Origin of the sequence: Streptomyces sp. TP-A0356 (assembly GCF_001417775.1) — a bacterium.
In the GTDB taxonomy this organism is placed as follows: Bacteria; Actinomycetota; Actinomycetes; order Streptomycetales; family Streptomycetaceae; genus Streptomyces.
The window spans coordinates 82,842-94,565 of record NZ_BBZJ01000029.1 but is presented as its reverse complement, the minus strand read 5'-3'; the positions used below and the strand labels follow the sequence as shown (position 1 = coordinate 94,565).

Below are 11,724 nucleotides of genomic sequence, written 5' to 3'. Positions count from 1 at the left end.
TCAATGGCCCTGGTTGAGCGTCTGCTCAACCAAGTGCCCCGAGGCTACAGGACATTTGAGCGACTGCTCAAACCCCTGGCACGGCAAAACCCCGGCGCTCGGGGCCGGGGTTCTCCGCTGCTGGAGGGCGCGTCACTCGCCGGACAGATGGCGCTCCACCGTCTCCACCTTCGAGGTGAGCCCGTCCGTCACGCCGGGACGGATGTCCGCCTTCAGGACGAGGGAGACGCGCGGCGCGTGCTCCTCGACCGCGGCCACGGCACGCTTCACGACGTCCATCACCTCGTCCCACTCACCCTCGACCGACGTGAACATCGCGTCGGTACGGTTCGGCAGGCCCGATTCCCGCACGACCCGCACGGCGTCGGCGACGTACTCCCCCACGTCCTCGCCGACGCCCAGGGGCGTCACGGAGAAGGCGACGATCATGCGTTCACGATCCCTTCCTTGCGGGCGCGGGCGGCGATGACGGCGTCCTCGGCCTCGCGGCGCAGCCTGCGCTCGGCGAGGAAGCCGCCGCCGGGGATGATCGAGTAGGCGAAGTAGAGGGCCCCCGTCCTCCGGTCCCACTTGGCGCGGTTCCAGGCGTCCAGCCAGAAGATCACGTACAGCGTGAACAGCACGCCGTGGATCGGACCCATCACCCGGGCGACGTCAACGCTGGGTGTGATCGTGTACTTGATGACCGTGCAGACCGCGAGCACGATCCAGGAGATTCCTTCCGGCACGGAGACCAGGCGGAGGCGGCGGAGGGCGGAGGCTGTCTTGATGTCCACGGGTCCCCTTCGGTGGGAGAGAGGCTTCAGATGCGGCCGAGTTTGTGAACGCAAGCACAAACGCTCCCCCATTGTGGCAAACCATTCCCCGTGGGGTGGCGGTGGGTCCTTCTTGGTGGCGGTGGTCCGTCGCGGTGGCGGCGGGTCCCTAGGGGTGGGATCAGGGTCGGTCTCCATCCACGGGCTCTGTCCGCTCCACCCGCCGGGCGGCTACCTTCGCCCCGTGGCGATGTTCCGACTCCAAGGCAGCAAAGTGCTGGCCGTCGACATGACCGGGGACGCCGTGAAGGCGAAGAACGGCTCCATGGTCGCGTACGACGGACAGATGACCTTCAAGAAGCTCACCGGCGGCGGTGAGGGGATCCGGGGAATGGTGACCCGGCGGCTCACCGGCGAGCAGATGACCGTGATGGAGGTGAAGGGCCAGGGGACGTGCTGGTTCGCGGACCGGGCCTCCGAGATCAACCTCGTCGGCCTCCAGGGGGACAAGCTGTACGTCGAGTCGAGCAATCTCCTCGTGACGGACGCCGGCCTGCGCACGGGCACGGCCTTCACCGGTCTGCGCGGCGCCTCGCAGGGCAACGGCCTGTTCACGACGACCGTCGAGGGCCACGGCCAGGCGGCGATCATGTCGGACGGTCCGGCGCTGGTGCTGCGGGTGAGCGCGCAGTACCCGCTGATCGTCGACCCCGGCGCGTACATCGCGCATCAGGGGAACCTGCGGCAGTCGTTCCAGTCGGGCGTGACGTTCCGCACGTTCCTCGGCGAGGGCGGCGGCGAGGCCTTCCAGATCCGCTTCGAGGGGGACGGACTGGTCTACGTCCAGCCCAGCGAGCGCAACACGATCGCGGGGGACCTCTGACATGGCCTTCCGCGAAGTGAACTCGAAGATGATCGAGGCGACGGTCGTGCCCGGCCGTCATCTGTACAGCCAGCGGGGCGCGATGCTCGCCTACAAGGGCCAGGTCTCCTTCACCCCCAACATCCAGGGCGGCCAGGGCGGGGTCATGTCGATGATCGGCCGCCGCATCGCGAACGAGGCGACGCCGCTGATGACGGTCGAGGGCAACGGCACGGTGCTGTTCGGGCACGGCGGCCACCACATCCAGGTGATCAATCTCACCGGGGACACGTTGTACGTCGAGGCGGACCGCCTGCTGGCCTTCGAGGGCACCCTGCAGCAGGGCACGATGTTCATGGGCTCGCAGGGCGGCGTCATGGGCCTGGTGCGCGGTCAGGTCACGGGCCAGGGCCTGTTCACGACCACCCTCACGGGCCACGGCGCGGTCGCGGTCATGGCGCACGGCGGCGTCTTCGAGGTGCCGATCACCCCGCAGCGCCCGGTCCACGTCGACCCCCAGGCGTATGTCGCGCACCACGGCGACGTGCGCAACAAGCTGTCGGCGGCGCTCGGCTGGCGCGACATGGTGGGCCGCGGCTCCGGTGAGGCGTTCCAGTTGGAGCTGAGCGGCAGTGGTGCGGTGTACGTCCAGGCGTCGGAGGAGAAGCTGTGAGCACCTATCCGGGCGCCGGTCCCGTGATCCACGACCCGACGACCCTGCCGGTCGACGACAACGTGAACGCGTACACCTTCTGCGTGGACCTCAAGGGGAGCCAGTGGTTCCTGCAGAAGGGCAAGATGATCGCCTACTACGGCTCGATCGAGTTCAACGGCGTCGGACACGGTCGCCTGGATCACCTTGTCCGTACGTCCTTCCATTCGCCTCTGCACGCGAGTGACTGGGTGGTGGCGCAGGGCTCGGGCAAGATGCTCCTCGCCGACCGGGCCTTCGATGTGAATTCGTACGATCTCGACGACGGCAACCTGACCATTCGCTCGGGCAACCTGCTCGCTTTTCAGCCAAGTCTCGCCCTCAAGCAGTCGATCATCCCGGGCTTCCTGACACTGATCGGAACCGGCAAGTTCGTGGCCGCATCTAACGGTCCGGTGGTGTTCATGGAACCCCCGATCCGGGTGGATCCACAGGCCTTGGTCGGCTGGGCCGACTGCCCCTCCCCGTGCCATCACTACGACCACGGGTACCTGACAGGTGTATGGGGCGGTCTACGTGCGATGACGGGCCTCGGAGGGGCCTCCGGAGAGGAGCATCAGTTCGAGTTCGCGGGGGCGGGCACGGTCCTGCTGCAGTCCACGGAGACCCTCATGGAGGAGCAGCCCACGGGAGCGGTCCCGCACGAGCCGGGCGTACCCGGCGGCGGTGGGGTACCCGGTCACCAGGGGCAGCAGCCGGGGACACCGCGCCTTCCCGGACAGCTGGGGGACCTCCAGCGTCGCTTCGGGCTGTGAGCGGTAGTCTGCGGAGTGTGACATCGAACGCGTGCGCACAGTCACACCCCCCTCACTAGTTCGCCTTTCAACCTTTTAGGTAGACTTCATTCATGGAGACCGAGACGGCCACGCGCTGGCTGACCGATGCGGAGCAGTGCACCTGGCGCACCCACCTGGAGGTCAACAGGCTGTTGACGTATCAGCTCGAAAGGGATCTGCAGCCGTTCGGCCTGACAATGAACGACTACGAGATCCTGGTGAATCTCTCGGAGTCGGAGGGCGTCCGGATGCGGATGAGCGACCTCGCGGCCGCCACCCTCCAGTCCAAGAGCCGCCTCTCGCACCAGATCACGCGCATGGAGAACGCGGACCTGGTCCGCCGCGAGAACTGCGAGTCCGATCGCCGGGGCCTGTACGCGGTCCTCACGGACCACGGCATGGAGACGATGAAGAAGGTCGCACCCCATCATGTGGCGTCCGTGCGGCGGCACTTCATCGATCTGCTGTCCCCTGACGACCTGGAACACCTGCACAAGTCCCTGCGCCCGGTCGCGGAGCACCTGCGGGGCATGCGGGGCAAGCCGTAGCGGCGCCCCGGATCATCTGGCCGCTGCGGGCAGCCGGCGGATGCGACCGCGCCGCCGACTGCCCCGGCAGCGGCCTGACGACGCACGGGCACGACAAGGGCCGCCCCGCGCCTCAGCGCGCGGTTTCGCGCCGAGGGTGCGTCTTTCCGACCCGGCCGTGGCCCGCGCACGCGCCGGAGGCGCCCGGCCATTTGGCCGCGGCCGTCCACGCGCCGGCACCACCCGTGTGCCGCGGGCACCCGGCCGGACCGGCGGCAGCCGCGGAAACACATTCCCAGCGGCAGCTGCCCCACCGGCGCCCCCACCGCCGCCGAGCCGCCCGAACCGCCCGCGTCGACCGCCGTGTTGGCCCACGCAACCGGTCTGGGTGCGCAAGCCCGGCGCGGCAGACTCGTCCGCGATCAGCTGGGCCCCTCGCCGGCCGTGGCCGGTCCGGCATCCGCCCTCGGCGTGCTCATGCGCGCGGCGAACAGCGGCAGACGGGCCCGTGCGCCGAGCCGCCCGTGCACGGCGCCGTCCAGCGGCCCGCCGACCGCGCTGCCCGCGGACAACACTGCGAGCACCCATGCCACGACCGTCGTCGTGGCATGGGTGCCACGACCGTCGTCGTCGCCGTACCGCCGCTGCTCGGCGAAGGCCAGGACCAGCAGGTCCAGCGCGCCGACGGCCACCCCGACCACTGCGGCCACGATCACGGGCCACACCAACGGCCGCACCGCGCGCAGGCGCCCCGTGGGGCCCACCGACCGCACCGCGGCGGGGCGCACACCGGCCGTCGTGGGCGACGAAGCGAAGGCGATGGTCCCGGCGCCATCAGGAGCGCGCTCAGCGCCACCACGGCGCCCGGCGACGCCCACCGCGCCACCGCGCCCACGAGCAGCGGCCCGACACGAACAGCAGTTCCTCGGCCACTCCGTCGAGCGCGTACGCCCGCTGCAAGAGCCGCCGGTCGGCGAGGAGTTCGCTCCACACCGTCCGCACAACGGGGCCCAGAGGCCGCGGGAAGGCCTCCCGCGGCAGCACTGGGGCTAGGGCCCTTCTGAGGGATCTCCGCGGACCGTGGTGGCCCCGAAGAGCGCCATGACCGTACCGGCCAGGTATCAACGCGGATGCGCACGCACCGCGGCGTTTCCCGTCAGCCCGCCGTCAGCCCCGCCACCAGTTCGTCCGCCGCCCGGTAGGGATCCAGCTCGCCCGCCACGATCCGCTCCGCCAGCGCGCCCAGGCGACGGTCCCCGTGCAGGTCGCCGATCCGCTCCCGCAGGGCCGTCACCGCGATGGTCTCCACCTCGTGGGCGGCGCGGGACAGCCGGCGCTCGGCGAGCACCCCCCGCTCCTCCATCCACGCCCGGTGCTTCTCCAGCGCCTCGACGACCTCCTCGACGCCCTCGCCGCGCGCGGCGACCGTCTTCACGATCGGGGGGCGCCAGTCGCCCGGGGCCCGCGACTCCCCCAGGCCCAGCATGTGGTTCAGCTCGCGCGCGGTCGCGTCCGCGCCGTCGCGGTCGGCCTTGTTGACGACGTACACGTCGCCGATCTCCAGGATGCCCGCCTTCGCGGCCTGGATGCCGTCGCCCATCCCGGGCGCCAGCAGGACCACCGAGGTGTCGGCCTGGGAGGCGATCTCGACCTCCGACTGGCCGACGCCCACCGTCTCCACCAGGATCACGTCGCAGCCCGCGGCGTCCAGCACCCGGATCGCCTGCGGCGCGGCCCAGGCGAGGCCGCCCAGATGCCCCCGCGTCGCCATCGAGCGGATGTACACGCCGGGGTCAGAGGCGTGCTCCGACATCCGGACGCGGTCGCCGAGGAGCGCACCGCCCGAGAAGGGCGAGGACGGGTCGACGGCCAGGACGCCGACCCGCTTGCCCTGCTTGCGGTACGCCGTCACGAGGGCCGAGGTGGACGTGGACTTGCCGACGCCCGGGGACCCGGTGAGGCCCACCACATACGCTCCGCCGGTCAGCGGGGCCAGGGCCGTCATGACCTCCCTGAGCTGTGGGGACGCCCCCTCCACCAGGGAGATCAGCCGGGCCACGGCCCGCGGCCGGCCTTCCCTGGCCTGGGCCACCAGCGAGGAGACGTCCTGCATCACAACTCCGTTCCGATTCGATTCTGCTCGCGCCGGGGCGCTCCAGCCGGTGTGGAGAACCCGATCGTGCTCAGGCCTTGGCTACCCGCAGGATCAGCGCGTCACCCTGACCGCCGCCACCGCACAGGGCCGCCGCTCCGACACCCCCGCCGCGCCGCTTGAGCTCCAGGGCGAGGTGGAGGACCAGCCGGGCGCCGGACATCCCGATCGGGTGCCCCAGTGCGATCGCTCCGCCATGGACGTTCACCTTTTCGATGGAAACCCCAAGGTCCTTCATTGACTGCACGGCAACCGCCGCGAAGGCCTCGTTGATCTCGATCAGGTCGAGGTCCGAGACCTCCAGGCCCTCCTTCTTCAGCGCGTGCAGGATCGCGTTCGACGGCTGCGACTGCAAGGAGTTGTCCGGCCCCGCCACGTTCCCGTGGGCGCCGATCTCCGCGATCCACTCCAGGCCCAGCTCCTGCGCCTTGGCCTTGCTCATCACGACCACGGCCGCCGCACCGTCCGAGATCTGCGAGGAGGAACCGGCCGTGATCGTGCCGTCCTTGCTGAACGCCGGGCGCAGCCTGCCGAGCGACTCGACCGTCGTCTCGCCGCGGATGCCCTCGTCCTTGCTGAAGACGACCGGCTCGCCCTTGCGCTGCGGCACCTCGACCGGGGTGATCTCGGCCTCGAAGATGCCGTTCTTCTGGGCGGCAGCGGCCCGCTGGTGGGACAGCGCCGCGATCTCGTCCTGCTCCTGGCGGCCGATGCCGAGGCGGGTGTTGTGCTTCTCGGTCGACTCGCCCATGGCGACGCCCTCGAAGGAGTCGGTCAGGCCGTCGTACGCCATCGCGTCGAGCATCTGCACCGCGCCGTACTTGAAGCCCTCGCGGGACTTCGGCAGCAGGTGGGGCGCGTTGGTCATGGACTCCTGGCCGCCCGCGACGACCACATCGAACTCACCCGCGCGGATGAGCTGGTCGGCCAGCGCGATCGCGTCGAGGCCCGACAGACACACCTTGTTGATCGTCAGGGCCGGGACGTTCATCGGGATGCCCGCCTTGACCGCGGCCTGACGGGCCGGGATCTGTCCCGCCCCGGCCTGCAGCACCTGACCCATGATCACGTACTGCACCTGGTCGCCACCGATCCCCGCACGGTCGAGGGCGGCCTTGATCGCGAAGCCGCCGAGGTCGGCTCCGGAGAAGGACTTCAGCGAGCCGAGCAGCCGTCCCATCGGGGTGCGGGCACCCGCGACGATGACGGAGGTCGTGCTGTTCGTTCCAGACATGAGCTGCGATCCCCTTCCGGCTTGCACAGCCGAGGAGTGAACGAGGGTTTACTTCGAATGTACTGAGCGGTAGTCCACCCCGTCATCGGGCTGTCAGTGTGATCGCGCGCACGTTGCGTAACCACGCTCGGAGCGCTGCACTACTTCCATGCTGACGCGAATCGACCACATCGGGATCGCCTGTTTCGACCTGGAGAAGACCGTCGAGTTCTACACCTCGACATACGGCTTCTCGGTGTTCCACACCGAGGTCAACGAGGAGCAGGGCGTGCGCGAGGCCATGCTGAAGATCAACAACACGGACGACGGCGGCGCCTCCTACCTGCAGCTGCTCGAACCCATCCGCGAGGACTCCACCGTCGCCAAGTGGCTGGCGAAGAACGGCGAGGGCGTGCACCACATCGCCTTCGGCACGGCGGACGTGGACGGGGACGCCGCCGCGATCAAGGACAAGGGCGTCCGCGTCCTGTACGAGGAGCCACGGCGCGGCTCCATGGGGTCGCGGATCACCTTCCTGCACCCCAAGGATTGCCACGGCGTACTCACAGAACTGGTCACATCGGCTGCTGTTGAGTCACCTGAGCACTGACTCCCGTACATAAGGGCCGGTAGGGTTGGGAGCGGTCGCCGCTCCACCAGGGCGACCGGGTCCCGCCGTGACCGGCGGGACGGTCCGGGGTCCGGGTTTCGGGGGACGAGCGTCGGGGCAGCAGCCCGTGCTCCGCCGTTGATCTGACACCATTCCCCGGGGGCCCCGTTCGGCGGATGGACGGAGCTCGTTTGGAGAGACTTGCGACCAGGGGACGGATGGGACCGCGCAGTGCGGGGCTACGAACGCCAGGAGCGAGAGCCGGCGGCTGACGTCGACCACCTCTCTCGGTTCGAGGCCGAGATGGAGCGGCTGAAGACCGAGCGGGAAAAGGCGATCCAGCACGCCGAGGACCTCGGCTACCAGGTCGAGGTGCTGCGCGCCAAGCTGCACGAGGCGCGGCGCACGCTCATGACCCGTCCCGCCTATGACGGGGCCGACCTCGGCTATCAGGCCGAGCAGATGCTCCGTACGGCGCAGATGCAGGCGGATCAGCTGCGGGCGGACGCCGAGCGCGAGCTGAGCCAGGCCCGCGCGCAGACGCAGCGCATCCTCCAGGAGCACGCCGAGCAGGCCGCACGCCTCCAGGCGGAGCTGCACGCGGAGGCGGTCGCCCGCCGCCAGCAGCTCGACCAGGAGCTGGCGGAGCGCCGGCAGACCGTCGAGTCGCACGTCAACGAGAACGTGGCGTGGGCCGAGCAGCTGCGCGCCCGCTCCGAGGCCCAGGCCCGCCGGCTGGTGGAGGAGTCGCGCGCCGAGGCCGAGCAGGCGCTGGCCGCCGCCCGTGCGGAGGCCGAGCGGCTCACCACGGAGGCCCGGCAACGGCTGCAGAGCGACGCCGAGGCCGCGCGCGCGGAGGCCGACCAGATCCTGCGCCGCGCCCGCGCGGACGCCGAGCGTCTGCTGAACGCCGCCTCCACCCAGGCCCAGGAGGCCACCGACCACGCCGAGCAGCTGCGTTCCACCTCGGCGACCGAGTCGGACGCCGCCCGCCGCCACGCGGCCGAGCTCAGCCGGGCCGCCGAGCAGCGCATGGCCGAGGCGGAGAGCGCCCTGCGTGAGGCGCGCTCCGAGGCCGACAAGCTGGTCGCCGAGGCGAAGGAGGCCGCCGCCAAGGCCCTCTCCGGTGCCGAGTCGGCCAACGAGCAGCGCACCCGTACGGCCAAGGAGCAGGTCGCCCGGCTGGTCAGCGAGGCCACCAAGGAGGCCGAGGCCACCAAGTCCGAGGCCGAGCAGGTGGTCGCGGACGCCAAGGCCGAGGCCGAGAAGATCGTCGCGGAGGCCGCGGAGAAGGCCCGCAGCATCACCGCCGAGGAGACCGCCTCCCAGCTCGCCAAGACGGCCCGTACGGCCGAGGACGTGCTGAACAAGGCGTCGGAGGACGCCAAGGCGACCACCAAGGCCGCCGCCGAGGAGGCCGAGCGGATCCGCCGGGAGGCCGAGGCCGAGGCGGACCGGCTGCGCGCCGAGGCGCACGACATCGCCGAGCAGCTCAAAGGCGCGGCGAAGGACGACACCAAGGAGTACCGCGCCAAGACGGTCGAGCTGCAGGAGGAGGCGCGCCGGCTGCGCGGCGAGGCCGAGCAGCTGCGCTCCGAGGCGGTCGCCGAGGGCGAGCGGATCCGCGCCGAGGCCCGGCGCGAGGCCGTCCAGCAGATCGAGGAGGCGGCCAATACCGCCGAGGAGCTGCTCGCCAAGGCGAAGGCCGACGCGGACGAGCTGCGCACGTCGGCCACCACGGACAGCGAGAAGGTGCGCACCGAGGCCATCGAGCGCGCCTCGATGCTGCGCCGCCAGGCCGAGGAGACCCTGGAGCGCACCCGCAAGGAGGCCGAGACGCAGCGCGCCGAGGCCGTCGAGCTGTCGGACGCGATCAAGGAGCAGGCCGAGCGGGCCGCCCGCGAGCTGCGCGAGGAGGCCGAGCGCGCCGTCGAGACCCGCCGTACGGAGGCCGCCGAGGAGCTGGCCCGCCTGCACTCCGAGGCCGAGCAGCGGCTCGCCTCCGCCGAGCAGGCGCTCGGCGATGCCCGCGCGGAGGCCGAACGGATCCGCCGCGAGGCCGTCGAGGAGAGCGACCGGCTGCGTTCCGAGGCCGCCGAGCGCATCCGTACGCTCCAGGCGCAGGCCGAGGCCGAGGCCGACCGGCTGCGCACGGAGGCCGCCTCCGACGCGTCCGCCTCCCGCGCGGAGGGCGAGGCCATCGCCGTACGCCTGCGGTCGGAGGCGGCGGCCGAGGCCGAGCGGCTGAAGTCGGAGGCGCAGGACACCGCCGACCGCGTACGGGCCGAGGCACAGGCGGCGGCCGAGCGGCTGGGCACCGAGGCCACGGAGACGCTCGCCGCCGCCCAGGAGGAGGCGGCCCGCCGCCGCCGCGAGGCGGAGGAACTCCTCGGCTCCGCGCGGCAGGAGGCCGACCAGGAGCGCGAACGGGCCCGTGCGCAGAGCGAGGATCTGCTCGCCGTGGCGCGCGCCCGGGTCGAGGAGGCCCAGGCTGAGGCCGTACGGCTGGTCGAGGAGGCCGACCGGCGCGCGACCGAGATGGTGTCGGCCGCCGAGCAGCACGCCCAGCAGGTGCGGGACTCCGTGGCCGGGCTGCACGAGCAGGCGCAGGAGGAGATCACCGGTCTGCGCTCCGCCGCCGAGCACGCGGCGGAGCGTACGCGCACCGAGGCGCAGGAGGAGGCCGACCGGGTTCGCGCCGACGCCTACGCGGAGCGCGAGCGGGCCGCCGAGGACGCGAACCGTGTCCGGCGGGAGGCCACCGAGGAGTCGGATGCCGCCAAGGCCCTTGCCGAGCGTACGGTTTCGGACGCTATCGCCGAGGCCGAGCGGCTGCGTTCGGACGCTTCCGAGCACGCCCAGCGCGTGCGTACGGAGGCCTCGGAGGCCATCGCCACCGCCGACCAGGCCGCGGCGCGTACCCGGGCGGAGGCGCGCGAGGACGCCAACCGGATGCGGTCGGACGCGGCCACGCAGGCGGACACCCTGATCAACGAGGCGCGGGCGGAGGCCGAGCGGCTCACCACGGAGACCAACGCCGAGGCCGAGCGGGTCCGGGCCGAGTCGGTGGCCAAGGCCGAGAAGCTGATCGGGGACGCCACCGACGACGCCGAGCGGCTGCGTGCCGAGGCCGCCGAGACGGTGGGCTCCGCCCAGCAGCACGCCGAGCGGATCCGCAGCGAGTCGGAGCGGATCAGGGCCGAGGCCGAGGCGGAGGCCGAGCGGGTGACCGCGGCCGCCCGCGAGGAGGCCGAGCGCACCCTGGACGAGGCCCGCAAGGACGCCAACAGGCGGCGTTCCGAGGCGGCCGAGCAGGTCGACACGCTCATCACGGAGACCGCCGCCGAGGCCGACAAGCTGATCTCGGAGGCGCAGCAGACCGCGCTCAAGACCACCACGGACGCCGAGACGCAGGCCGACACGATGGTGGGTGCCGCCCGCAGCGAGGCCGAGCGCCTGGTGGCCGAGGCGACGGTCGAGGGCAGCTCGCTGGTGGAGCGGTCCCGTGCGGACGCGGACGAACTGCTCGTCGGCGCGCGCCGGGACGCGACCGCGATCCGGGAGCGTGCGGAGGAGCTGCGCGACCGCATCACGACCGAGATCGAGGAGCTGCACGAGCGGGCGCGGCGCGAGTCGGCCGAGGCGATGAAGTCGGCGGGCGAGCGGTGCGACGCGCTGGTCAAGGCCGCCGAGGAGCAGCTGGAGAAGGCCAGGGCCCAGGCGAAGGAGATCGTCTCCGAGGCCAACTCCGAGGCGGGCAAGGTCCGTATCGCCGCGGTCAAGAAGGCCGAGGGGCTGCTGAAGGAGGCCGAGCAGAAGAAGGCCACGCTCGTCTCCGAGGCGGAGGAGATCAAGGCCGAGGCCATTCGAGAGGCCCGCAAGGCGGTCGAGGAGGGCAAGCGGGAGCTGGAGATCCTGGTGCGCCGGCGCGAGGACATCAACGCGGAGATCTCCCGTGTCCAGGACGTCCTGGAGGCGTTGGAGTCCTTCGAGGCCCCCTCCGGTGGCAAGGACGGGGGCGTCAAGGCGGGTGCGACCGTGGGGGCGCCCCGTTCGGGTGGCAAGGCGTCAGATGGGTAGCCAGAAGTGGGGATTCTGTGCTTGTCGGGCGTTTCAT

At 71.5% G+C, this 11,724-nt stretch carries 12 protein-coding genes; 6 read left to right on the top strand and 6 right to left on the bottom strand.

The features are described 5' to 3' along the window. Window positions 1-132 precede the first annotated feature (132 nt). A complete protein-coding gene (locus ASC56_RS30705) occupies window positions 133-429 on the bottom strand; it encodes an MTH1187 family thiamine-binding protein (protein ID WP_055494860.1) in 297 nt (98 codons plus the stop codon). Beyond that, entirely contained in the window at window positions 426-776 is a 351-nt protein-coding gene (locus ASC56_RS30700; protein ID WP_055494859.1) for a DUF3817 domain-containing protein, read from the bottom strand. The genes ASC56_RS30705 and ASC56_RS30700 overlap by 4 nt, the downstream gene beginning before the upstream one ends. A gap of 229 nt (window positions 777-1,005) precedes the next feature. Here ASC56_RS30700 and ASC56_RS30695 point away from each other — a divergent pair, with 229 nt between their 5' ends. The 4 genes from ASC56_RS30695 to ASC56_RS30680 all read left to right on the top strand — a co-directional run bounded on the left by ASC56_RS30695 (window position 1,006) and on the right by ASC56_RS30680 (window position 3,653). Beyond that, window positions 1,006-1,638: an AIM24 family protein gene (locus ASC56_RS30695; RefSeq protein ID WP_055494858.1), complete on the top strand. Its 633-nt coding sequence runs from the start codon at window positions 1,006-1,008 to the stop codon at window positions 1,636-1,638. A gap of 1 nt (window position 1,639) precedes the next feature. Beyond that, entirely contained in the window at window positions 1,640-2,290 is a 651-nt protein-coding gene (locus ASC56_RS30690) for an AIM24 family protein (RefSeq protein ID WP_055494857.1), read from the top strand. Then, window positions 2,287-3,084 carry an AIM24 family protein gene (locus ASC56_RS30685; RefSeq protein ID WP_055494856.1) on the top strand — a complete coding sequence of 266 codons (798 nt, stop codon included), beginning with the start codon at window positions 2,287-2,289 and terminating at the stop codon, window positions 3,082-3,084. Before ASC56_RS30690 ends, ASC56_RS30685 begins: the two co-directional genes overlap by 4 nt. A 92-nt stretch (window positions 3,085-3,176) precedes the next feature. Then, window positions 3,177-3,653, top strand: coding sequence for a MarR family winged helix-turn-helix transcriptional regulator (locus ASC56_RS30680; RefSeq protein ID WP_055494855.1), 477 nt, complete (start codon window positions 3,177-3,179; stop codon window positions 3,651-3,653). 401 nt (window positions 3,654-4,054) lie between these two features. Here ASC56_RS30680 and ASC56_RS30675 read toward each other — a convergent pair whose 3' ends face one another. The 4 genes from ASC56_RS30675 to ASC56_RS30660 all read right to left on the bottom strand — a co-directional run bounded on the left by ASC56_RS30675 (window position 4,055) and on the right by ASC56_RS30660 (window position 7,018). Next, window positions 4,055-4,348 (bottom strand): hypothetical protein, encoded by a 294-nt coding sequence (locus ASC56_RS30675; protein ID WP_159039729.1) that lies wholly within the window; start codon window positions 4,346-4,348, stop codon window positions 4,055-4,057. A 130-nt stretch (window positions 4,349-4,478) separates the two neighbouring features. Continuing rightward, window positions 4,479-4,625 carry a hypothetical protein gene (locus ASC56_RS30670; RefSeq protein ID WP_159039728.1) on the bottom strand — a complete coding sequence of 49 codons (147 nt, stop codon included), beginning with the start codon at window positions 4,623-4,625 and terminating at the stop codon, window positions 4,479-4,481. Window positions 4,626-4,788: 163 nt separating this feature from the next. Further along, window positions 4,789-5,745, bottom strand: coding sequence for a methylmalonyl Co-A mutase-associated GTPase MeaB (gene meaB / locus ASC56_RS30665; protein WP_055494852.1), 957 nt, complete (start codon window positions 5,743-5,745; stop codon window positions 4,789-4,791). Window positions 5,746-5,815: 70 nt separating this feature from the next. Then, entirely contained in the window at window positions 5,816-7,018 is a 1,203-nt protein-coding gene (locus ASC56_RS30660) for an acetyl-CoA C-acetyltransferase (protein ID WP_055494851.1), read from the bottom strand. 148 nt (window positions 7,019-7,166) lie between these two features. On the opposite strand from ASC56_RS30660, the gene mce reads away from it, so the two are divergent. Together mce and scy are read left to right on the top strand one after the other, a co-directional pair. Further along, window positions 7,167-7,607 carry a methylmalonyl-CoA epimerase gene (gene mce / locus ASC56_RS30655; RefSeq protein WP_055494850.1) on the top strand — a complete coding sequence of 147 codons (441 nt, stop codon included), beginning with the start codon at window positions 7,167-7,169 and terminating at the stop codon, window positions 7,605-7,607. Between the two features lie 231 nt (window positions 7,608-7,838). Next, a complete protein-coding gene (scy, locus tag ASC56_RS30650; protein WP_055494849.1) occupies window positions 7,839-11,687 on the top strand; it encodes a polarized growth protein Scy in 3,849 nt (1,282 codons plus the stop codon). The last annotated feature ends 37 nt before the right edge of the window (window positions 11,688-11,724 follow it).

Bases quoted from the DNA above. Each gene is read 5' to 3' on its own strand.
- ASC56_RS30695 (WP_055494858.1), top strand. From the start codon at position 1,006: ATGTTCCGACTCCAAGGCAGCAAAGTGCTGGCCGTCGACATGACCGGG.
- ASC56_RS30690 (WP_055494857.1), top strand. From the start codon at position 1,640: ATGGCCTTCCGCGAAGTGAACTCGAAGATGATCGAGGCGACGGTCGTG.
- meaB (WP_055494852.1), bottom strand. From the start codon at position 5,745: ATGCAGGACGTCTCCTCGCTGGTGGCCCAGGCCAGGGAAGGCCGGCCG.
- ASC56_RS30705 (WP_055494860.1), bottom strand. From the start codon at position 429: ATGATCGTCGCCTTCTCCGTGACGCCCCTGGGCGTCGGCGAGGACGTG.
- mce (WP_055494850.1), top strand. From the start codon at position 7,167: ATGCTGACGCGAATCGACCACATCGGGATCGCCTGTTTCGACCTGGAG.
- ASC56_RS30680 (WP_055494855.1), top strand. From the start codon at position 3,177: ATGGAGACCGAGACGGCCACGCGCTGGCTGACCGATGCGGAGCAGTGC.
- ASC56_RS30660 (WP_055494851.1), bottom strand. From the start codon at position 7,018: ATGTCTGGAACGAACAGCACGACCTCCGTCATCGTCGCGGGTGCCCGC.